Origin of the sequence: Lacibacter cauensis (assembly GCF_007830055.1) — a bacterium.
GTDB lineage: Bacteria > Bacteroidota > Bacteroidia > Chitinophagales > Chitinophagaceae > Lacibacter > Lacibacter cauensis.
In genome coordinates this window covers 1,079,158-1,103,217 of record NZ_VLLE01000002.1, presented here as the reverse complement: position 1 = coordinate 1,103,217, position 24,060 = coordinate 1,079,158, and the positions used below count along the sequence as shown (strand labels likewise).

Here is a 24,060-nt window from a genome sequence, read left to right as displayed (position 1 = left end):
ATTACTAATAAATAAATCCACGATAAATATGATTAAGTTTACATTGAACTGTTTCGCCATCTGATTTTATTTCCACTACATCTGAAACTTCCTTTCCGCCAATTCCTGAGGGAAAGCTTACCAGACTTTCAACGTAATATTTTCCCGGCTTTAAACCGGGTATCATAAATTCACCTTTGTCGGAAAAGACTTTACTTTCTATACGGTAACTGGCCGCTTGTCTGCTAATTGCAGCAAGTCTTTTCCCTTCTTTGTTTCTCTTTTTAAGCCTGAGGTAGTCTTCTATATAAGGCGTTAGTGGATAAAGGGCGACAATAGAACCAACCGGTGCATAGACGGTGGTTTCTGATTTTATCCCGATCAGTGTCCTTCCTTCGTAATAAACCATGCCTTTCAGTACTGCTTTGCCACCGTTGAGCATCCTGCTTGCAACAGAATCTTCAAACGTTGTGGATGGTTGCAGAATCTCGATATTTTTTTGTGCCTTTACCAAACTACAGGTTAACGCAAATAGCAATAATACCTTAACGTGTTTTTTTGAAAACATAAGCTTGTCAGTTGTCTTTTATTTCATTTAACAGCAGTTTCCATATATTACTCTCAAACCGCTCATGAAAAACACTAAAGTGTCCGATTCGATTTGTGTTAAAAGCAGTTGGATGTAGATGAATAACTTTCTTTTCTGCATTTTGATAGCGATGTGTAAACCATTCAACAGACTCTTTCGGTGCATAGGAATCTCCTTCAATACTAAAAGCAGTAAGCGGGCAGCTGATCGTATTAAAATACTGTTTGTCTTGCAGGATATCTGCAAAAAGGTATTCCTGATTTCTGCACCACTTACTCCATTGCCTGGCAACATTGCCTGGAAGGTTTTCCATATTGCTGATTTTTTTTGCAGGCATATACCCAAACAACCGGGTTAATGATGGAAACAATACATACCATGTCAAGAACATTTTTATCCTTGCTTTGCCTTTCCAGAATTTCCAGTATCCACTCTGTGCAGCGATTAATATTATTTTTTGAGCAATTTGTGATGACGGTGCAAGCCCGATAAGCTGGCCTCCGATACTATGTCCTGCCAGTATGATCCTTGCGGAAGGGGAACCGGTAGCAGCATATTGAATAACGGCTTGCAGGTCTTTTTCTCCCCAATCAGTTGCAGTATGCTTATACTTGCTGATATCGTTTTTTAAAGACTGACCGATGCCCGTATAGTCAAATGTCATGACGGTTATGCCTTCCGATGCCAGATAAGCAGCAAATTTTTTATAAAAGGTTTGTTTCATCCCGGTGGCTGAAGCGATAATGAGTATATCATTGGAGTGTTCTGCTTCATACACATTGATAACGATTGGCTGATTGGCTGCATTATTGATTTCGATATGTGTGAACATGAAAAATTATTTTGTTGTACTTATTTTAGGCCATTTGAATGCCTGGTAAATGATCACAGACGTAATGATGCTCTCCATAAATGAGTAGACTGTGTAAAAGATATAAGAGCCGGGCATGGAAGCGATGCCAACTGCCAATGTGAACAAAGTGAAAAATATACCAACTCCAATATTCAATGCTTTACATAATTTGGGTTTTAACATCAAAGACAGGAAAATCATCAAAGCCGGTACCGCAAGCAGAAGGGCAGCCGTAAATAGATTGCCAGGGCTGTTTAACATGTTATCATTATTCAGCAAACCTTGCACTTTTCCCGGTACATATAGCCCGAAATAATCACCATAGATGTAACAAAACATGACACCTGTCCAGAGCGCTGATAACTTCATTCTTACATGCAATCGAAATTCTTCCAGAACAAATTCTTTCATATCGTAAAATTTAAAGAAGGTTTTATTTTCTCTTTAGCTCCTATAATCAGCAACCAGGCGCAAACACTCAGTTCTGCAATGGAGGGGAGCAGGCGGATAGTTTTTGCAATACCAATGGATGTGTAATTTGCCGATAGGGTATTTCCGAAAAAATTTACCAAATAGCCAAAACATCCTAGCATTAAAAGAATACCAAGGACCTTGGGAAGGAATCCTGATTTAAGAACAAGGTATCCGAAGGGCAACAGCCATAAACCCCAGAAGACCGTTAGGATAAAAATGCCATTATCATATTGACGCAGATAACTCATTACCTGATCTGGTATTTCGGAAGTAGCTTGTGCATTTCCCTGTTTTGAAATGCTGATAAGGGAAAGAATTGAAAACTTATTGTACAGGTTATAAAATGAAATCGGAACACTTGTAACGGCAAGAAGTACCATCAGCTTTGCATAAAATTCGTTTACCTGTTTGAGAAGCTTGTATAGTGCAACCGGCAAAAGAAGAAAGGCTGTATAACAAATCACACTGCTGGCGATGCCCAGTCTGAAAAGCTGTTCATTCTGCATGATGTTTTTAAACGTAAGTTCCAGGTTGTCATCATGAATTAGTACTTTCGGCACATAGGCCAAACTGAATATACCTGTCACTACAACAATTAAATAGATCAATCCGGCAATACGGGATATTCTTGTTTTGTTCATGTCAATTTTGCCTTTAGTCGTTTATGTGCATTCGTTTCTTATTGCTGTACTGACTGGTTTAAGCTTCCTGCAATTTCAATTGTCCTTAATGATATCATTCTTCTTCAGGAACCGTTGTTATGATTACATCTTCAGAAAGAATATGGCCTAAGAACAGTATGATTAATATTTACATTTATAATTACGGTTATTCCTTTTGTCCTATACATTCAACGCTTTTCTGTCATCGTAGTAATTGATACTTCACTTAGCAGGTAAACACTCTTCTGAAATTATTTTAACCCATCCGGTTCTTCGATTCGCTTGAAGTCTATTTCCTTTCGTTTGGTAACAATTACACGGTATCTGTTTAATTTCGGCAATGCTGTTTCTTTACAAAATCAAAAAGGACAGTTGAATAAATTCGATATACGAACTGTATGTTTCTTTCTGGTTCTAACGACGGGACTGCTGAATTTTCTACTGCAATTTCATTGTTTAAAATGCAGAAAAGAACAGCAATTATATTGCAGTTTTATTTCAGAAAACAAGTTTGTTTGCCCGGTGAGTACCTTCATTGACCATGCGCTGTTTCCCATTGACGATGCTCAGGATATACACTGCAAATTCGAAATGGGATTGTCGGTAAATAGGAATTACAAATGGAATTGATGTGTGCTTTATGCACTATGATTTTTGTTGTAAGGCGTCTATAGTATCTTTTTGGAGTTATAGTAAACAGAAGAATAATTGGGGCTATGCTGTCAAAGATTTCATTAGACCGTAATTATAAATTATCTATAATGTCTTTATAGCCTCTGCCGATTGGAATAGATATTCCGGCGACTTCTACACTTTCGGCAGTGTAGGATTCGACTTTTTTCAGAGATATAATATAGGAACGATGAACACGCTTGAAAAGTGCAAGTGGGAGTAAGGATTCAATTTCATGGGTGCTCATTTTTGAGAGATATTCTTTTTTTGCTGTAACAATTTTAATGTATTCCCGCTGACTTTCGATATAAACGATATCTGCAAATAAGACTTTGACTTTCTTTTTTTGTACACTTAAAAATATATAGTCTTTAGACTCTCCGGTACTGTCTGCTTTATCATTTTCTATCCGGGAGATTTTTACCTTGTTAACTGCTATCAGAAAACGGTCAAACTCAATTGGCTTTAACAGATAGTCCGTTACGTTCAATTCAAATCCCTCTACTGCGTACTGATGATAGGCAGTAGTGATTATCACTGCTGGGGGATTAGTTAGGGTTTTTAAAAATGCCATACCTTTTAATTTGGGCAGGTGAATGTCCAGGAAAATTAAGTCAGTCACATTTGTTCGAAGATATTCGGTTGCAAGGATCGCATCCTTAAAAGAGGCTTTTAATTCCAGAAATGGTACCTGTAAAATGTAATCAGAGAGGATTTTTGAAGCTAATGGTTCATCTTCTATGATGATGCAATTTATTTTTGACATGGCTTGCAAAATTGATTTTTAAGTTTACGACAAATTCTGAATTTTCAAGGGTTGCGGATAAATGGTAATCACTGTAAAGCAACATAAGTTGCCTGCGTAAATTTGAAAGACCAATATTCTCTTTTACATAACCCCTTTCCGGTGCGTCACCGACAGAATTTTTAACGGTAAAACTTAATTGCTGTTGTTGAATAGATAGTTCGATACTAATAAAAGGTTTATTTCTGGTCTCAGATACTCCATGCTTAAATGCATTTTCCACTAACGGAATGAGCAGGAGTGGTGGTATTGGCCGGGAATAATCTTCTGCGTTATGGGCAAACTCAATTTTTAAAGAATTGTCGTACCGTAATGTTTCCAGTGCAATATAGTCCTCTATGATTTTTATTTCTTTATCAACTGGAATAAACTCGCCGTTGGTTTCATAGAGCATGAATCGTAAAATCTTGGATAAGCGTAATATGGATTCAGGAGCTAGATTGCTTTTATCTCTTGCCAGCGAATAAATGTTGTTAAGCGTGTTGAAAAGAAAATGGGGGTTTGTTTGTGATTTGAGATAATTCAATTCAGCTTCTTGATTTTCAAGACGTAATTGTTTTGCTGCGTTTTTCAATTGTGTGTAGTTATAAAGATGCACAGCTACCCCAAAGAAAATTATGGACGCAAGGCTATACCTTGAGTGAATTTCTACACCATTCCAGTATGTCAATCCGGGCGTATAATCAGTATATAAGTTCAACTTTATCCACAGCTGCCGCCACTCGTATAATCCTATTGTATACAGAAAAATCAGAACTATAACTAGGATTGCTCCTGAAACAATACTTCGCCCGTTTGATTTGAATAATGGCAAGGCGGTTTCAAATAAGAGGTAATTGAGCAATAAAACAAAGACAAGCAAAAAGAGCCCGTTTATATTTCTTTTGAAGAACGTATCGGGGTAAGCAAATGATTCACCAAAACAAAAAATAAGGTAGAATACTAATGCAGTCCACAGATATAATTTAAATTTTTTAGCAAGGGCCATTTTGTCCTTTTTGGTACACAATGTAAAAATACAGAAATACTACAGCTTAGATTTTTGTGTATATGTACTGCATGTTTAGGTAAACGAACTAATGTTGCGGGTCAATCAAATCCGTAAAAGACAATATCCTGTCAATCATAATTCATTCGGTCTTTACGACTGATAGCTTCTGTAATCTGTTTACAAAAACGAGTTCCCTGTTGATTCAGTTAGCATTAATTTCTGCGAAGTTCATAGCCTTGCACAACTTTTTGATTGCAAAAAATAACTGTGGACTTAATTGGGTTTATAAGTTTAAAAGTGCAGTCTATATATTTTAAAATAGATTCTAGATGACAAGATTTATTCAAGCACAGCATGCGAGAATTTTAAACATGGCTGTAACAAGCTGGTTTGTGACGGCGGTAATTGGTCAATGGATTTTTGGCGTGTATGTACTGTTGTTTTATGGTACTGCAACCTTGAAGGGACATCCTTCAGATTGGAACAAAGTTCTTCCCAATGGATATGTTACGGGCGATATAATGGGCAATGTGGTTGTTGGAAGCCATTTGCTGTTGGCAATAACCATCATTTTCGGTGGCCCTTTGCAGCTGATTCCAAAAGTAAGGAACCGGATGCCTGTATTTCATAAATGGAATGGTCGTTGTTATATCCTGTCGGCTTTTGTAACCAGCCTGAGCGGATTTTACATGGTTTGGGTACGAGGTTCAGTTGGTGGGATCGTGCAGCATGTCAGTATCAGTATAAATGCTATCCTGATCATTGTATTTGCAGTACTCGCAATGAAATATGCCAGGGCTCGAAATATTAAAAAGCATCGGATCTGGGCAATCCGTTTATTCCTGGTAATGAACGGGGTCTGGTTTTTTAGGGTTGGCTTAAATTTTTGGTTATTTATGAATCAAGGCATAGTCGGATTTAATCCCAAAACATTTGAAGGGCCATTTCTGAATATTCTGAGTTTTTCGCAATACTTGCTACCGCTATTGCTATTTGAACTTTATACAATTGCCAAGAAAAGTCCCAATAAGCGTTTTGTGCAAGTAGTTGCTGTGATTGTGATGGTATTCATTATTGTTATGGCAATAGGGATTTTCAGTGCTTCAAAGAGTGTATGGTTACCAAGAATAACTGAAGTATTGTTTACCAATTCAATTACGTGGACAAATATGTAAAGCGCAAACAAATGGATCCGAGTTTGCTAACTTGACCTGATTGCTTAATTGAAGATCAGTTTTCTTTCGTTACGAAGTGGAACTAAAATGTATGTATTTAAGGGTAGATGATATTTCTGGCACTAGTTCAATGTTTAAATACCGCGCAAACTGTTCCTTCTCGCTTTTTAAATTGACCCGCTAAAGCAGTTCATTAAAAAAACTGATTAAGAGGCATCCTAATGCTATTAAAGAACTGGTTGTTTTTATTTGTTAAACGTAGGATTAATTCTGTCTGGTTAGATTAATTAGTTTTATCAGTTTGATCTTTTCTGTGTTTACGTAATGATAAACTTTCAGTTCAACACCGACAGATAAATGCACGAGTCGGACGAGTATGGTATCTGCCTCCGTTTGTTCTCCGATTACATCATACCAGTTTCTTACGGGTAGCTACGAAGTAATGACGGTAGAATGTCTACCATACTTGTTCCGGTACTACCGGTTATAAAAACATCCTATCCTTTTTTAATATTCTCACGGGTAAACAAACGGTCGATTTGATTTTTATCCAGCTCACACTTTTCATTAAAATCGATACCATTAACATCAGTAACGTACCGGAACTTCGCGGTTTTGATGTTGCGTTGCAGGTGTCGGTGTTTACGGTCCTCCGATTCGCATTGTACTAAATACTGCGCCATCTAATCGTTGTTGAAGTTGAAGGTTGGCGGTTGTTCCACAAATGTTTTAAACGAAGTCTGTATATCATATAGGTGCATATCGCCCATCTTTTTTACTATTTCGTTGTTTATTTTTTGATTTGGGTGTTGTGATTAAAAAATTATTCGTAGTAATGCTGTCCACGGATGTTTTCATGCTAATGCAAGTAGACGCTGCCTTCTTTATCTTCAAACGGAATTGCATCGGCTTTGGAACGCAGTATCTGACCAAGAATGGTATAGTTGTAAATGCCAAAGCTGTTGGCTCGTTTACAGGCATTGATCAATCCTGCATGGCCAACAGGTTTGGCAAAACTCAATACACCGGAACAGGATTTATAACTTTTTTCAGGATGCTTTCCCCTCGCCAATATCTTCGTTGCATATTGTGCAACCTCTTGGCCGATAGCATCAGTGGCCATAAACTTCTCCGGATTTCTTCAGCTAAATATTTACGTTGTGTGGCAATATGATCGTGGTTGATGATGTATTTGTTACCCTTACAAAAAACGATTATGGACAGCTACTACTTCGTTCTCGTGATAGATTTCTACTTTGCTATTGGTATATTTTATCTTCAGTCGATTGCCGATCAGGTTATAGAAAACACTGTAATAACGTTTATCTATGCTTAATAATAGATGGCCGTATTTGTTTACTGTTGATGACTGTGTGGTCATTGGTTCAAACAAATACGGCTTTGTTATTTCCAATTTTATCATAAGCTACTGACATTGTGAGGTAGTACTTTTACTTTGATGTTAGTGGGTAGGTTGATAATGTAGTCAAACTATCAGTTACTATATGTAGGATACTTTTCAACTTCTGCTGATTCTGGTATAACTGCGTAGTATTAGCGTAAAAACGTGCACTTATTTGGCATAAGCGTACGTAATCTTGGTTAATCCAAAAATAACTACTAAAAACAGTATTTTTAAATGGGCATTTTGCTTGGAGATAACTGTTTTTTTAAGTTAATTTCCGGCTTTATACTAGTATCTGTAATTACTTCCTATACTTAACCTATATTAAAGGATAATAAATGACTGTTTTAATTTTCAGAAGATTATTGATTTTTTTCACAATTTCTATATCTCCAATTGATATGTATTCACAACGGATAAAAGAACCAGTGCCAGAATCGACAAATCGTGTAATACTTAATCGAAACGATACCGTTTATTCGTTTTATACCTATAAAGTAGATCTAAAAAAAATGGTCCTTAATGCAGAATTGTTTTATTGTTGGTATGACAAGGGGTTAATTAATCAGACTCAAGGAGCTTACAGCGGGCGGGTTTTAAATGGATCATATAAAGTGTTTTATCCTAATAAAAATCTAAAGGAACTGGGCCATTTTAATAATGGACTTAGAAACGGTAAATGGACTTATTGGCAAGCTGATGGCATCAAAAAGAGAGAAGAGGTGTGGCGTAAAGGATTGTTAGATGGCCAAGTAGTACTGTACAATGAAAAGGGTGGAGTTTCAAAGGTTGAGTTTTACAATAATGGAAGACCTTCCTATCCCAGGTTGATCTATACTAGTGATAATAAAGTTATCAAGACTTATAAGAAAAAAGGAACCATCGTCTCAGACACGACTTCTCTTTCATTTTGATGTTTTAAAATAACTAAAATGTTTAACTTGAAATCTTCAAGTTTAATAAGTACTGTTACGGTTTTTCTGATTGTTGCTATTGTTTTATTGTCACTTATTCAATTGGCTTATTACGAACGGATCGAAATAACAAAACGTGATGTTTCGGAGAGACTGGATTATCAAATAGAACAATCAATAAGACTTCTTCTGTCAAATAATTTTCATCAAAAAGATACTACAGTTAATATGTGTTTATTTGATGAAGCTTCAGATTCTGTAATGATTAAGCAACATAAATGGGGGCTCTTTACGATTGCGTTTATTAAAGCACACTACGGTCACTTCGAGAAGTCTAAGAGTTTTTTATACGGCAATAGACTTCCTCATTACATGAATCAGTCTTTATATTTGGCAGATCATAAAAGATCCCTTTTTTTAGTTGGTCAGACTAAATTGGTTGGAGACTTAACTATTCCTGACGCCGGCATCAAACCAGGATATGTCAATCATAAGGGGTTTTCTTTTGAAAGTCTTTACCAAGGTAAGTCTTCAGGCAGTAAACCAACTTTGCCTTCTTTGGATACCCTAGAAGTGGCTAGACTACAAAATCTTGTTGATTTAATTGATTCGACAAAAAGAAGGGTAATTCAATCGAAATTAGTCGCCAATTCCATTACTGCGGGTTTTGATGAAGAGACATATTTTTATCTTTCAAGCGATTCTATTTCATTACGGAATATTCTGCTTGCAGGAAATGTAGTAGTTGTATCTAATCGACATATTGCAATTGACAGTTCAGCAATTTTAAAAGATATTATAGTCATTGCACCAAGTGTGACTATTGGAAAGGGTTTCAAAGGAAATTTGCAGGTATTTGCAACTCATTCATTGATCCTAAAAGATCGGGTAACGTTAGACTATCCAAGTGTATTGGCTTTGATAGGTTTATCTACTGAAACAAGAGTGACAAAAGTTACGATTGAAGAAGATGTAACAATTACAGGAATTATAATGGCTATTCAAGGGAAACAGAAAAATCCTCCCTATGTTCATATTGATAACGGATTTTTACTTGAAGGAATCTATTATTGTAATGGATTTAGTTCATTGGCAGGTAAAGTGAATGGGACTGTGTTGGTTGATTATTTTATTCATGAATCAGGAAATATTTTATACGAAAATTATCTTGTAGATGTTGAAATTAACAGACAGAAAATGTCCGATTTCTTTATTGGCGCACCGATTTTTTCTTCACCCGGAAAAAAAGACATTATACAGTGGTTTCTGCAGTAGAATGTCATTGCGTGCTTCTTCATTAATTGAAAGCATTTTCGCGATGGTGATTATACTTTTTTTGTTTGCAATGACAACATCCGTTTTTGTACAGGTTAATGAAAGGAAGGTTTCATGGCGATTGATCAAGGCAAAGGAGGAAGTCAACATTGTATTGCGTGAATTAGAAAAATCAGGAATCGACTTGTCCGAAAATTTTAAAAATGCCGCTTATTTTCTAAAGGTTGATCTTTTAGATAACGAGCAAGCTAAAGGTCCAAAAAAAGTGAAAGTCTCAGTTATTGACTATGAAGGAGAGTGTTTCTATAGCAAGATTTCATTTATTGATTTAAATTAATTTTTTTTCACATGAAATCCTTTACAATACTTGAAGCAATCATTGGAATGCTTGTTTCCTCCGTGATACTGCTTGTTACCTTATATGTTTACCAGTTAGTATCAAGAAGTTTTATAGCTTATCAGGCTGAAAATCAACAAAAAACAGAATTGTTTTTATTGAAAAAGGTAATAAGCCAAGACTTTCAGAATTGCGATTTTGTTATAGAGAGTAAGATCGATGACAAAAGCATTATAATTAACGGAAGGGAACAAATCTTTTACAATTTCTTGCCAGATAAAATTATTCGACTTCATCCAAACCGAAGTGATACCTTTTTTATAGAAACAACTCAGATCGAATCTTTTTATATTGACTCAGTTTTCAAGCTGATTACCACCATGCAATTCTCACTTAGTATAAAAAACGAAAAAATTCCGTTATTATTTTCAAAGCGATACTCTGCTGTTCAATTATTAAAAGGTGAGAACAAAATAAAGGAAGGCTATGAATATTGATGTACGCAAATTAAACCGTAAAATTGATACGGAAAGTAATGAAAAAAAGTCATCTGCAGATGCTTCTGCATTCTGGAGTTTTTTGAGCAGAGATATATCTTTTACAAGGACGGCTATAACAGATAAAGTAAAGGAAAACTTCTATCTTGAATTGAGTGCCTTAATGGAGGCAGGGGTTGATATTAATAACTCCATGGTAATCATCATCAACGAGATAAAAGACAAAAAGATAAAAAAAGTTTTGGAAGAGTTGCATGCAAATATTATTGCAGGAGCCACTCTTTCTCAAGCAATGCGAAAAGAAAGGAGCTTTACTTCTTATGAGTTTTTTAGTATTCAGATTGGTGAAGAAACAGGGAGGCTTATCGATATATTTAAACAACTGTCTCTTTTTTTTGAATCCAAAGTGAAACAGCGCCGTCAGGTCCTAAATGCAATTTCCTATCCAATCTTTATCCTTTTCGTATCGTTTTGTGCTATTTTTTTTATGGTTAACTATGTAGTTCCTCTTTTTGCCGATATTTTTAAACGATTCGGAAGCGATCTGCCGACGTTAACAAAAGCTGTGTTGAAATTTTCAATTCTATTCAAGAAATTCGCATATGTAATTTTATTGATAGTCGTATTTTCAATTTTGTTCTATTATAACCAACGAAACAAAAACTGGTATCGAAGAATGTCCTCTGCTTTTTTGATACGTTTACCAGTGATTGGTCGATTGTTGCAGAAAATTTATTTGACAAGATTTGCTCATACGATGAGCCTTTTACTTTCTTCCGACATTCCTATGTTACAGGCCTTGGAATTAACCAGGAAAATGATTTCTTTCTATCCGATCGAAACATCATTACAAGTGATTGAGCAATCAGTTCTTGTCGGCGACTCCTTAAATAAAAGTATGGAGCTCCATTCCGTTTTTCCTAGGAAAATGATCTCCATGATAAAAGTTGGAGAAGAGGTAAATCAATTGAGTTTGTTTTTTGATAAAATTGCATTACAATTTAGCAGAGAGGTAGATCATTTGAGTTCTTTACTGGGTAAATTAATTGAACCAGTAGTAATAATTATTCTCGGTGTCATTACTGGTGTTATTTTGATTGCGCTATATCTTCCTCTATTCAAATTTGGTCAAACGTTGCAGTAATATGCCGAAACGACGCAGTTATTATTTTTTTGGTTGTGGTATTTAATTATAATCTTGATGTCTTCAAATCAAGTTGACTGTTTTCTACGTTATGAGTAAATCCCAAAGCCGCCTTTTATTTATTGCGATATTTCTGTTATTATCATTCCTCTATTTATGGATGTTTATTATTTCTTCTGTTAAGATCGGTTATGTTGATTCATCCAAATTGCTTAATGAGTATAAGGCGATGATACAGGCACGTTCTGAGTTTGAAAAGAAACAAGCGGGCTGGAGGAGTAACATGGATACTTTAACAGCTGAGGTGAAGTCGGCTATTTCTAAGTATGAACAATTAACGATCAGTGGAAGCGCTAGCGAAAAGCAGGTGGCCAAAGAATTGATCAGTACCAAACAAAAGCAATTGTATGATTATCAGAATACAATTCGTCAGAATGCGCAGCAGGAAGAGCAGAAGTTAACTCAAAGTGTGCTTGCAACCGTTAATTCCTTTTTGTTAAGTTATGGAAAGAAGAATGGTTACAAACTGATTTTGATTGCAGCCAATGGGAATATTGCCTATGCGGAACCTTCGATGGATATCACAAATAAAATAGTTGAAGCTTTAAATAAAGAATACGCAACACCAGCCAAGTAATTGTTGTATGCAAAAGCAGCTGTTCAATAAATCCTATTTGTCAATTTTGTTAATGGTGATTACAATAATGTTGTCCTGTAATCACCCTAAAAGCTTTACGAATAAGAATGAACTGTTAAGTTATTTAAATAAAGGTTCGAACGGATATAGCCAAGAGATACTATCCAACAATGTGAGTATAAAGCTGACCTACCAACCAACAAGCCTGATGGTTCAAAACGAGTTAGATGAACAGGTACAATTTTCTAAAAAAGTGATTGACTCGCTTCAAAAAAAGTACGAAGGCTCCTATTATTTTCATTTGGAGTTTTCAAAAAATGGCAAAGAGGCCATCCGTCAGATGGATGGCTTTACTGACTACAGTGTTTTACTACAAACACTGGCTTTTCAGATGGGAGATCACATTGTATTAACCACCCATCAAAAGGATACCGTTGCTTTGGGTGATTATTATTTTGATCAGACCTATGGGATGAGTAGCTCCAACAGACTATTGATCAGCTTTGACCGGTCTGTGATAAAGAAGTCGGATAAATTGAAGATACATATTGGAGAATGTGGTTTTGGGACCGGTGATGTGAAGTTTGAGTTTGAGCGTGACAGATTGGATAATGCTCCTTGGTTGAAACAGTTGAATTAGCAAACACATCAGATAAAAACCACCTCTATGTTGCAACGCCCCAAGCCGCGTAAGGCTATCGCCCTTGTATTGCTGACCATCATGACGGTTCAGACCTTTGCTCCTGCAACGGTATATGCGCTGACCTCAGGACCTACAGCACCCGAATACAGTAGTTTTGAGCCGGTAGATACCACCGATATGGTGAATCTTCAGACTGGTGATTTTACGTACAATATACCACTGTTAGAAGTTCCGGGTCCGGAAGGCGGCTATCCATTATCGTTAGCGTATCACGCGGGAATTCAACCAGATGAAGAAGCAAGTTGGGTAGGCCTTGGATGGACCTTGAATCCTGGAGCGATTAACAGAGCAGTTAATGGATATCCCGATGATAATAATATGGTGGAATACACCAGTTCAGATTTTTGGACGGGCGGAAATACTTCGCAGTTTTCAGTTGGAATTAATGTAGGACAGGCAGGCCAGCCATCAGTAGGCTTTGGCTTGGCTTTTTCCAACGACACTTACAGAGGCTTTGGCGTTGGGCTAAATATGAGATCAGCTAGTCAGATTGGATCAATAGGTTTTGGTGGGATTTCCTTTGGGATTTCACCTTATGGAGAAGCTTATACAGGTGGTAGTTTTTCAGTGTTTAATAAGGATAATTTAGGGGCAAGCATTGGATTTACAACTAATTTTTCAAGTCTCAGTTTAAATGGAGGCTTGAATGCTGGAGGATTAGGTATAAGTATGAGTAGCGGTTCGGAAAATGCGGATATGGATGTAAATGGAAATTCTTTTGGGGTTTCAAATAATAAAGCAGGAAAAATAAGTACACAATCTCAAGATGCAAGTATTTCTATTCCCGTATTTGCTGGAGTTAATATTGGAATTGGTTACAATTACACGAGATATTGGTCCTATGAGTCTGAAGATGTAAAAACAAATGGTGTTCTTTACACAGGAGGAAAAGATCCTTGGACGAATGGCTTAGCATTTGATGCATATCGCGTTTTTGAGAACGACAATACATCCTTTGTTAATGAGCCTGATCCGGCATATTCTCAAGGGGGCAGTTTCATGGATTATGACCAATATCAGGTGTTGGGACAAGGTTTAGCTGGAGAAATGCAGCCTCAGTTGTATCAGGCAAGAACTGCAGGTCAAAAGAAAAAAGATATAGGAAATAATGTATTGATCCAATATGTTTCCGGAGATGCTGGAACTACTAATATCTCTTTGCAAAATAAGCCAGTGCATTTCAGGTTTAAAAATGACTTTTCAAATAAGTTTCGGCAGGATAACGACAACTTGAATTTGTCAAGTAATACATTATTATCATTTTCCACTAGTCCATCTTTTGGTTCAGATGGTTATAATGCTATATCCAATAAGCTTGCGGGTTCTAGAAACATAAACTATTTTACTAATAAGCAAATACGAGATGAATCAACAGCTCGAAATAATGGTTTTGTTGATGCGTCTAACTGTTTAGGATTTGAACGGAAAAATCAGTTTCTATACACTACCGAACCTACTTATTATTGTAGTGTTACTCCATTTGTTGGTAGCTCGCAAATGCCTGGTGGTTTTTATTGCGGTTATGCCTCTATTCCTGTAACAAGCTACGCTATTCAAGATCAGATCGGTGGATATTCCATTACAAATGAAAGCGGAGTAACGTATCATTACGGTTTGCCTGTATATGCATATGAGGAGGTTGTTTTTTCTGAAAAAATTGATTGGTCTTCTGCATCGGGTGGATATGGAAATAACCGGCAAAAAAAGCCAGTCGCGTATGCTTACACATGGTTATTAACTTCAATTACTGGCCCTGATTTTGTTGATCGTGATGCTCCCGGAACAGCTGGTTTTGGTAAAGCAAGTGTGGGTGATTGGGGCTATTGGGTAAATTTTAATTATGGCAAGTGGACCGACAAATATAACTGGCGCAACCCATCAGAAGGCTATCATAAGGATTTGGATTATAATTTCCAGAACTTCTCAATGGGCAAAAAGGAGTTGTATTATCTGAACTCCATTACCACCCGGACACATACTGCTATTTTCGAAAAAAGCGTACGTAAAGATGGCGCGGGTCAAGCAAATAATATTTTTTCTCAGTGGGATAATACCAATAAGCGTTATACCTCGACAGGTCAATGGGATTTCAACCGCCCTGCCTTGAAGTTAGATAAAATATATCTTATCAATAATGCCGATGCTTCACTTGTAAATGCAGCTGCTGGAACAATGCCTGGGTATTACACCTACAATCTACCTAATAATGTTATCGATAATTACGATATCAATGGAGTAAGAACGCAATTAGAACAAAAAGCAATCCGTATAATAGACTTCCAATCAGATTATTCTCTTTGTAAAAAAACACCTAACAGTAATTCAGATGGAACAACCGGAGGCAAGCTTACCTTAAAAGCTGTAAATTTTTTAGGTAAAGGGGGAAGTACAAAAATTCCGCCTTTAAGATTTGAGTATGAACATGCCCCTGATCAAGTTAAGCGAGGCACTGCTACGGGCACTAACAAAAAAATTTCTTCTTCAGTACCCTTAGAAGTGGGCGATGTTTTGTTGACTGATGATGCAAATCAGTCGTTCATGGGGGTTATAACAAGAGTTGAAAACGGAGGTCCAGGAATTACATATCGATTAGCGAATAATACACAGTTTAACCCTATTATATCCTCTTCACTCAACTTTAAAACTACAAAAAATCCTCCTTATCATAAAGACTATCATGACAACTGGGGGTATTACAAACCAGACTTTGATGCAACTCTTGCAACGATAAATGATAATCAGGCACGTACTCCATCTGACGCATCTAGTAAAAACTCGGACGTCTGGTCTCTTAGAAAAATTAAAACATCGCTGGGGTCAGAAGTCATTGTGAGGTATGAGTCTGATGCCTATATCAGGCAAGGTTTTAATCAGAACGCTTCAATAATTTCTGAAAGTATTATAAAAAATGACCTGACAAAATCTCTAACCTTTACGGTTAAGGATGACTATGGAGTACTACCTTCATTATCATCAATTTTTCAAATCGGAGGCAAAATAGATTTTGTATTATGTCTTCTTACCTCTTGGCAGTATGGTAGTTCTTATTTCATTTCTGGAACTTCTTCTAATACAGGTCAAAGTCAGGCACAATTTGTAGTCTCTTCTATTGACGATGTCAATAAGTTGATAACAGCTACCTATACTGGTTCTGATTTTCCTTTTAAAGATTCTGAAGGTATTGATGGAAGTGCCATTACACCGCAGGCAGCCAACCTTTTTTATCAAAACAATTCCTTAAAAAAATCAGGTTTAAGAGTAAAGTCAATTACTCTTTCTGGCCAAGACGTGATTTCAGAAATCAATTACAAATATAATTTACCAGATGGGTCTTCAATCAGTTCAGGATTCGTGTCTTACGAACCTGCCATTTTTGACCCAATTCCTACTCCAGTTAAGTCGTTATCAACTTCGATTGTCAACGACTATAAGAAATTACTCTATAGAGACGATCAGTTTTTGATTTCAATGTCTCGTTTTCTTCCATCACCTAATGTGATGTATGAGTATGTAACGGTGAGTAGTTCTGTTAAGCAAAAAGATGAAGCAGTTGGTCGTATTGGAGAGGATAAAACGATGTATCAGTTTGAGCCGTTTAATACCGAGAATTTGCTTTCGTATAAAATGCTTCAAAACCAGACATCGGGGGGATATGATTTGCGGAATCAGAGTTTTAAAAATTCTTTTACAAGGGTCGGCAATTTAAAGCGTGTAATCACTTACGATAGTCATAACAAAAAGATAACAGAGACAGTCAATAATTACCTTCATGATGCGATTGCCGATAAGCGGGGCGAGGATTTTTATGCTCAGTATAATTCTCTTCTTCAGCCTTATAGTTACCAGGGTGTTATTAACCAGCGTTCTTCTGAGTATAAGCGTGTAAGAAAAAGTTCAAGCCAGAGTTTCAGTAACTGGAAAGTGACTATGAGTTCATTGGAAGATTATCCGAATATTCTCATTGGTCATACAAAAATCGATTACCGTACCGGCACAAGAACAGAAAGTAAAAATCTTGCTTTTGATTTTTACAGTGGAGCAGTGACAAAGTCTGTTGAGACAGATGCAAACGGTAATCGTTTTATGACTGAGATTGTTCCAGCCTACACCAAGTATCCGGATATGGGTTTGAAGGTGATGGATGGCAAAGCTGGTAATAAGCATATGTTAAGTCAAGAAGCTGCTACTTATGTCTATAAGGTGGATGCCAGCAACAATAAGCTTGGACTTGTAAGTGCTCAGGTGCAGACTTGGAGTAATGCAGCGACAGTTCTGCAGCCGGATAATACCACGATTACTCAAAATGACGGCAGTAATAATGGTGTTAATACTACCGGGAACGTATGGCGTAAACAATCCTCTTATACATGGATGCCGGAAGGCAAAACAACCGATGGACTAACGGCTATCAACATGTTTACCGATTATAATTGGGGCAATCCAAGCAGTCTTGGTATTTCATGGAAAAAAACAGGCGAGGTTACCCTATTCGATGTGTTTTCAAGGCCACTTGAGTTAATGGATATAAATGGTAATTATGCCGCCAGTAAGATGGGCTTTAGTAATTCCCGTTTAATGGTGAGTGGGTCACCTGCTCGATATGCAGAAATTGCATACACTGGAGCAGAAGATGCGACATTGGGCAGTTCAGTTGTAGGAGGAGGTTTTACTCATATTGCCGGAACCCCTGAAATTGTAAACACATATGCCCATACAGGTACCCAAAGTATTGCAATCGTTGGGATAAACGAACAGGCGGGCTACGAGGTAGCTGTGAATAAGCTCAATACGAACCGAGATTATATTCTGAGCGCCTGGGGCAGATGGGCAAATGGTCTTCTGCCAAACAATGCTACTTTATATGCAGATATTGATGGCACTGCTTATGGTACGACTACTGTTGTTGGTCAGGCAAATAGTTGGTATTTATTTCAAATCAAAATTCGTGGTGCCGATCTTATCGGGAAAACAACTTTAAAAGTTGGTGTATCTGCATATGTGTTTAGAGAGGGGACTCCAACTGTTTATTTTGATGACATTCGTTTTCAACCGTTAAATGGCGTTACGAGTTCGTATGTGTATGATAAGTTTTCTGGAGAATTGACGCATGTGCTGGATAATAATAATTTATATACACGATATGAATATGATGCTAATGGACGATTAATCAAGACCTATAAAGAGGCCTTTAAAACAAACGGAGAAAAACTCATAAGTGAGCAGGAATACAATTATTCTTTGGCTGCGGGTAAATATTTCAGTGCTGAAATCAATTCTTCTATTCAACGCAATAACTGCCCAACAAATACTCCGATAGGAGGATTTGTACAAGTATACGTTCCTTATGGTCAGTTTGCTTCTAATATCTCACAACAGGATGCAGATAATCAGGCCAGCGCACACGCTCAAAGTATAGCTAATTCACTAGGTAGTTGTTCTTCGGTAATTTATGCAAGGATCGAACTTGGAAACTTTGATTATGTCTGGCAATATAATAATACTGAGTATTATGAGGATTGCGATATGTATTTAAGGTTCTATTCCGATTACAATTGCACTGTACCGGTATCACTTGGACAAACGACAGTATTTAAATATGGCATTGATTACTATGCCTCATACGGATCTACCAGTTATTCTGAATCTACTGTTTCTGTTCCTGCCGGGAATACACAATATGCTATGGGACGGTATATTAAGTATCAGGAATATTGGTATGACGATCCGTGGTATGGCTGGACTTGTGATTATTATTCTTATGAATTTCAAATGGTTAATAACGGGTCGAACTACATTCCAATGGCCACTCACTATTTTTAAATAAATCAACATGATCAAAAAGATATTAATATCCTGTTTTAGCATCCTGCTTCTATTGGTTGCAGCAGCAAAAGGTCAAGGTACATCTAAACTAAGTGCTGAATGTATTGAACAATTAAGGCTTAGTTCTGAGATAGTAGCTAAAACGGAATCTATACTTAATACTTATAGCCAAAAGATGAGAGCTGTGATGATAGATCGCAATACGAAAGGTGCAGCAAGGAAACAAAAGATGGATCAGCTTCTTGTTGAACGGGAGCAAGCACTCCGTGCTTTTTTGAGTCAGGAGCAGGTTTCGATTCTGTTTTCTGCTCAACGTGAGCGGGTGCGTAAAAAAATGGAAGAAGTGCGTAAGAACGGCGGGCCTAAAAATAAAAACTAATACAACAACGCTAACCATCATCATTTATCTCCAAAACGAACTTATATGCAATCACTGTTTCTGCGTTTACTTGTTTGTTTGCTGTTAACTACCAAGATCAGTCATGCCCAGGTCCCGGTTCCTGCCGATCAGACGGGCAGTGCAGATCTAAATATAAACTGGATCCGTTTAAAGGCGTACAGCCGGATCACTAATAATGTGGTAAATGATGGGAAGAGCTTTTTTGATCAAAACGGTAAAGTCTTACAAACTCAGAGTAAGGTTAAATATAAATTAAGCAATGGTCAGGTCGTAACTCATGTTTTTGCCAGTCAACCATTGTATGACGTATTTGGCCGACCAGCAGCGCAGACTATGCCTGCTCCAATTAATGCAGGAGAGTTCAAATACACCAGTACTTTTGTGAGTAGTAGCAGTGGAACCACTTATAATTATAAGAACTTTGATCGGTTCAATAGCGGGAGTGTGGAATCGGATAAAACAAAAGTACCGGATGCAGTGGGTACTCAATCCGGAACGTTGGGGTGGTATTACAGTACTAATAATAACTGGGAGCCTTACACACCAACGACCTCCTATCCATATTCCCGGCAAACTTTTTATCGTGATGGAACAGGTGCTGCTAAAGAAATTGCAGGACCGGGTGATCAATTGCGAATGGGACTAGGACGAATTGTCACCAGTTATACTACTGGAATACAGAATGAACTCCAGCATTATTTGCAAGTCAGAAATCAATATTTTACCACAGCTGAATTAGGAGAGATGCCTAATTATGCTAACAAATATGGAGTACAAGTTATCAATCGTGACGCAAATGGTCGTGAGGGTGTTGTTATAGTAGATTCTGATGGTAAGAGTTTAGTAACTGGTAGACCAGGCGCGAGTGGCTCAGGTAATTTAACTGTATCCAATATAAAAGTATTAGGGAACTGGGCGCAATATCGTTATATCTTCAATGGTTTTTTTGAAAACTCTTCGGCATTGCCGGGTTATGCAATTACAGGCGGCACAGTAAAAGTGTATACCAGCGGTGACGGAGTTAATTTTACGCTTAGTTATACCGGACCTGCAAGCGGCGTGGGTGGCAATAATCTTATCCGGTCTTACTATAAAATAGAATCAAATGAGTTTTTTACGGTTAATACAAATAGCACAGTCAGCGGTGCTACTACAGTATCCTGTTTGCAATGTTCAGCAGAACCTATTACGCATGATATTGCTGATGTTTATTTATTTAAGTTATTCAGTGCTGGGGTTGTAACAATAACTGGGGGTGCGTACCAGTTGTATAATATGGGTAATGATGAAGAGTTAGTAAGTTTTACCAGTGGCAATATATTAGCAGCAGGTTATTACAAATTGGTGGCCATAGGAGATCCAGTTACAGTCAGTTACAGCAATACCTATACTGATCTGAGTTATTATTTTTATAATCAGTTAGGGCAGAAAGTGGCAACGATAGCACCAGAGGGTGTAAAGATGTTAATACAAAATGGTTTGAACGGTTATACCAAAATCACAGTTCCTTTTATTAGTCTTTATGAATACAATGAACAAGGACAACTGGTTAATGCAAAGGATGCAGATATACAGCGTAAAGGTGAAGTCGTATACCGTAGAGACGGAAAACTCAGGTTTAGCCAGAGTGCAGAGCAATGGAAAACGGGGCGTTATTCTTATACGAATTATGATCAATGGGGGCGTGTTATTGAAAGCGGTGAGTACCAACCCGATCTTTCGACTGGTATTACCTTTACTAGTGATATGTCTGTTAGTAGTTCCATGAAATCCATTCTTGCGAGTACTGATCAAACAGGAGGGTTAGTCAACGGTATTAAACATGATGTTGTTATTACAAAGTATGATGTAGCTGATAACAGTCATGGATTGGGCAGCTATGTGCAGAATGAATATTTTTTACGTAATGCGGTGAGTTATACTGAGAAGTTACGGGATGCGGTGTTAAATAATAATTATGCTGCTGCTAGCCGTATCAGCCGCACTTGGTATAACTATGATGAGGAAGGGAATGTGCTCTGGATGATCCAGGGAATTGATGGAGTCGGAAATAAAACTATTGATTACACTTATGACCTGGATAATAGGTTAATCAAGGTGATTTATGAAAAAGACAACAGCGGTGAAACTTTTGTGCACTATTATACCTATAACGATGCAGGTCGTCTATTGACAATCAGTACTAACATAACAGATAATATCGGAACTGCAACTTTGCAGGCCACTTACCAGTATTACCTCCATGGGCCATTAAAACGAAAGATCTTAAACAACAACCTTCAGGGGATTGATTACACCTATACACTTGGAGGACAGATTAAAGCAATCAACAATGCACAGAATAATCCTGTTCATGATCCTGGCCAGGATGGTAATGGCAACGGTGTGTTTGCAGATGCTTTTGGGATGACGCTTGATTATTATAACGGAGATTATAACAATAACAGGAGTGGTATCGTCCCTATCAAACAATTAAATGTTCCCTCTGGTACTGCTTCCGATCTGTTTACAGGTCAGGTAAAGGCCATGACCTGGTTCAGCCAAAAGCCGGCTTCAGTATCCGGTATGAACGACCCGACCAGTTATATTTTTACGTACGATGATAAATATCAGTTTACTGAGAGTACTTGGGGCAATACGCTGAGCTTTAATAATGGGACCTCAAATCCGGCAAGCTTTACATCCACCAACCTGTTCAAGGAGAGAGTGATGCAACCCGGAAACAATACTCCGGCCTACGACCGTAACGGGAATATTCAGTACCTGCAGCGAACAGGTAACATGGGTCAGGAAACCGATAAGTTCCAGTATAATTATATCGCCAATACGAATAAACTGCAAAGTATCACCGAAAGCGCATCAACTGGCCCCACAGGCACTTATGCCACTTACAGCTATGATGATGATGGTCAGCTTATCCAGGAAACTCCGGGAAGCGGAGCGGATGCAGGTGGTGTGACACGACATATCAAATACGATGTAACAGGAAAGATCGTAGGTGTTTATGCAGATGCTGCTTTTACACAGGCAGTCGTGAGCTTCGAATACAATGAGAGAGGACAACGTATAAGCAAGACAATTTATAACAGTAGCACTTACCAACCAATTAATAAGACATTTTACCTGTCTGATGCTGCTGGCAATGAAGCCGCTATTTATTCACAGTCAAAAAGCGGTATGTTCTGGACCTTTTTATCTCTACAGGAGCAGCCGATCTATGGAAGGGGAAGAGAAGGAGTCTATTACCGACCAAGTAATATTACAGCTTATGAACTACAAGATCAGCTCGGCAATGTACGAGCCGTTGTAGCCCGTAATGGCAGTACTCTGGAAACAAGAATGTACAGCGATTATTATCCGTTTGGGTTTGTAATACGCAGAGCCGGTACCAATGATTACAGATATGGTTATCAGGGCGGGTTCGCAGAAGAAGATAAAGAAACAGGTTGGAATGCCTTCGAACTACGAATGTACGACTCTAGGATTGCCCGCTGGTTAAGTGTGGATCCTGAAGGGGAGTTCTGGAGTCCGTATGTTGGAATGGGAAATGATCCCGTTAATAATGTTGATCCGACTGGAGGATGTATAGATTGTGAAAAAAAAGCAAGAGAGTATGCTAAAAAACATGGAGGAACTGTTAGTAGAGGATCACTTAAAGGAAGCTATCTTGTAACTACAGTTGAAAATGGATCTACGATATTTACGGCCTTTTCCCCAAAAAAATCTAATAAGCCGCTCCAAGTCAACATACAAACAAAGTTAAAAATGCAATTTGATTTTCCATGGCAAGATCCAGCACATGAAGCATTGATATGGGACAAGAAGCGATTTGATGACTATCTTGCAAGACATCCTGAGCAACAACATCTTTCTTTATATCGACAAGAACCGATTCGAACTTCTATGCACAAAACAATACCAGTTTTGTCTTTTGTACTTGACACGGATGTTGTAGGCTTGGCAGGACACGCAACTGGTAGAAAAGATGGGGTGGATGGAACGATGTGGGACCCTTTCACAGGCTCAGACATCGTTATTCTTAATATTTCTGAGGATATGGATGGGCAACAATTTATTCAGGGGGTAAGGCAGGCTGTCAATTCACATAAAATTTCTCATTTAGGTCCACTTATTCGATCCATAGAAACAAATCACGGTTCGTTAGGCTTAGCTGGTACTTATGTTAATCTTGAAGAAGCTCTTGAAATTCATAAAAACGGCGGAGTGCAAATTTCCAAATTAAAATTCAAATCTTTTGCCTTCGTGGATACCTATCCAGTTGTTGATGGAGTAAAATATAATTATTTTGTATTATTTTCGTCCAAAGGATACCAATTTATTAATGTAAAATAAGGAAATGATAGCTTGGCTTCTTATAGGTTCAATATTCCTTGTCCCATTTCTGTTCTATTATGTAAAAACGTTACTTGGAAACAGAAAAGAAAAAGAATTGATTGATTATTTAAATTGGAAAAAAATAAGAGTTAAGACATCAGCTATAAGGGTAGTAAAATCTGATTATTACGAGGATATAAATAATGGAGAAAGGCCGAATGCTGCTTTTTGGATAATGACTACCGGACAGGAGCACCAAAGTCGGAACCTCATAATACAGACGTACCTGACAACCCGGTTAGGTGATGATATTTTGCAAAGTCAGCCCATTAAAATTGATTCTTTCACACTTGAAATATTACTAAAACAGCGGAACGAAATTATTGTACA

At 37.5% G+C, this 24,060-nt stretch carries 20 protein-coding genes; 11 read left to right on the top strand and 9 right to left on the bottom strand.

The genetic code is table 11. The features are described 5' to 3' along the window. Window positions 1-4: 4 nt before the first annotated feature. From IQ13_RS04490 to IQ13_RS04465, 6 genes are all read right to left on the bottom strand, one after another. Window positions 5-547: a peptidase associated/transthyretin-like domain-containing protein gene (locus tag IQ13_RS04490; protein WP_144884849.1), complete on the bottom strand. Its 543-nt coding sequence runs from the start codon at window positions 545-547 to the stop codon at window positions 5-7. A 7-nt stretch (window positions 548-554) separates the two neighbouring features. Further along, complete coding sequence (locus IQ13_RS04485) at window positions 555-1,400, bottom strand: alpha/beta hydrolase family protein (RefSeq protein ID WP_144884848.1); 846 nt, start codon at window positions 1,398-1,400, stop codon at window positions 555-557. A gap of 6 nt (window positions 1,401-1,406) precedes the next feature. Beyond that, a complete protein-coding gene (locus tag IQ13_RS04480; protein ID WP_144884847.1) occupies window positions 1,407-1,832 on the bottom strand; it encodes a DUF6326 family protein in 426 nt (141 codons plus the stop codon). Next, entirely contained in the window at window positions 1,829-2,536 is a 708-nt protein-coding gene (locus tag IQ13_RS04475) for a DUF4386 domain-containing protein (protein ID WP_144884846.1), read from the bottom strand. Before IQ13_RS04475 ends, IQ13_RS04480 begins: the two co-directional genes overlap by 4 nt. Before the next feature lie 766 nt (window positions 2,537-3,302). Next, window positions 3,303-3,995, bottom strand: a complete 693-nt coding sequence (locus IQ13_RS04470) for a LytR/AlgR family response regulator transcription factor (protein WP_144884845.1) — start codon at window positions 3,993-3,995, stop codon at window positions 3,303-3,305. Continuing rightward, entirely contained in the window at window positions 3,961-5,022 is a 1,062-nt protein-coding gene (locus IQ13_RS04465; RefSeq protein ID WP_144884844.1) for a sensor histidine kinase, read from the bottom strand. Before IQ13_RS04465 ends, IQ13_RS04470 begins: the two co-directional genes overlap by 35 nt. A gap of 332 nt (window positions 5,023-5,354) precedes the next feature. Here IQ13_RS04465 and IQ13_RS04460 point away from each other — a divergent pair, with 332 nt between their 5' ends. Further along, window positions 5,355-6,200, top strand: coding sequence for a DUF2306 domain-containing protein (locus IQ13_RS04460; RefSeq protein ID WP_144884843.1), 846 nt, complete (start codon window positions 5,355-5,357; stop codon window positions 6,198-6,200). Window positions 6,201-6,697: 497 nt separating this feature from the next. Here IQ13_RS04460 and IQ13_RS04455 read toward each other — a convergent pair whose 3' ends face one another. The 3 genes from IQ13_RS04455 to IQ13_RS04445 all read right to left on the bottom strand — a co-directional run bounded on the left by IQ13_RS04455 (window position 6,698) and on the right by IQ13_RS04445 (window position 7,623). Beyond that, entirely contained in the window at window positions 6,698-6,883 is a 186-nt protein-coding gene (locus tag IQ13_RS04455) for an ATP-binding protein (protein WP_144884842.1), read from the bottom strand. Between the two features lie 176 nt (window positions 6,884-7,059). Further along, the gene (locus IQ13_RS04450) at window positions 7,060-7,323 is read right to left on the bottom strand and encodes a hypothetical protein (RefSeq protein WP_144884841.1); all 264 of its coding nucleotides are present in this window, start codon (window positions 7,321-7,323) and stop codon (window positions 7,060-7,062) included. A gap of 78 nt (window positions 7,324-7,401) precedes the next feature. Then, entirely contained in the window at window positions 7,402-7,623 is a 222-nt protein-coding gene (locus IQ13_RS04445) for a Mu transposase domain-containing protein (protein ID WP_144884840.1), read from the bottom strand. A gap of 320 nt (window positions 7,624-7,943) precedes the next feature. Between IQ13_RS04445 and IQ13_RS04440 the strand changes: the two genes are divergently transcribed. The 10 genes from IQ13_RS04440 to IQ13_RS04395 all read left to right on the top strand — a co-directional run bounded on the left by IQ13_RS04440 (window position 7,944) and on the right by IQ13_RS04395 (window position 23,688). Then, window positions 7,944-8,519 carry a toxin-antitoxin system YwqK family antitoxin gene (locus tag IQ13_RS04440; protein ID WP_144884839.1) on the top strand — a complete coding sequence of 192 codons (576 nt, stop codon included), beginning with the start codon at window positions 7,944-7,946 and terminating at the stop codon, window positions 8,517-8,519. A gap of 18 nt (window positions 8,520-8,537) precedes the next feature. Then, the gene (locus tag IQ13_RS04435; protein ID WP_144884838.1) at window positions 8,538-9,794 is read left to right on the top strand and encodes a hypothetical protein; all 1,257 of its coding nucleotides are present in this window, start codon (window positions 8,538-8,540) and stop codon (window positions 9,792-9,794) included. Window positions 9,795-9,837: 43 nt separating this feature from the next. Beyond that, complete coding sequence (locus tag IQ13_RS04430; protein WP_144884837.1) at window positions 9,838-10,131, top strand: hypothetical protein; 294 nt, start codon at window positions 9,838-9,840, stop codon at window positions 10,129-10,131. 11 nt (window positions 10,132-10,142) lie between these two features. Beyond that, a complete protein-coding gene (locus IQ13_RS04425) occupies window positions 10,143-10,628 on the top strand; it encodes a hypothetical protein (RefSeq protein WP_144884836.1) in 486 nt (161 codons plus the stop codon). Then, complete coding sequence (locus IQ13_RS04420; protein WP_144884835.1) at window positions 10,618-11,772, top strand: type II secretion system F family protein; 1,155 nt, start codon at window positions 10,618-10,620, stop codon at window positions 11,770-11,772. The genes IQ13_RS04425 and IQ13_RS04420 overlap by 11 nt, the downstream gene beginning before the upstream one ends. Before the next feature lie 160 nt (window positions 11,773-11,932). Further along, a complete protein-coding gene (locus IQ13_RS04415; protein WP_158637302.1) occupies window positions 11,933-12,409 on the top strand; it encodes an OmpH/Skp family outer membrane protein in 477 nt (158 codons plus the stop codon). 7 nt (window positions 12,410-12,416) lie between these two features. Continuing rightward, window positions 12,417-13,049, top strand: a complete 633-nt coding sequence (locus IQ13_RS04410; RefSeq protein WP_144884833.1) for a hypothetical protein — start codon at window positions 12,417-12,419, stop codon at window positions 13,047-13,049. Between the two features lie 27 nt (window positions 13,050-13,076). Continuing rightward, window positions 13,077-18,932, top strand: coding sequence for a DUF5977 domain-containing protein (locus tag IQ13_RS04405; RefSeq protein WP_144884832.1), 5,856 nt, complete (start codon window positions 13,077-13,079; stop codon window positions 18,930-18,932). 10 nt (window positions 18,933-18,942) lie between these two features. Then, complete coding sequence (locus IQ13_RS04400) at window positions 18,943-19,314, top strand: hypothetical protein (RefSeq protein WP_144884831.1); 372 nt, start codon at window positions 18,943-18,945, stop codon at window positions 19,312-19,314. Between the two features lie 45 nt (window positions 19,315-19,359). Continuing rightward, window positions 19,360-23,688, top strand: coding sequence for an RHS repeat domain-containing protein (locus IQ13_RS04395; RefSeq protein ID WP_144884830.1), 4,329 nt, complete (start codon window positions 19,360-19,362; stop codon window positions 23,686-23,688). The last annotated feature ends 372 nt before the right edge of the window (window positions 23,689-24,060 follow it).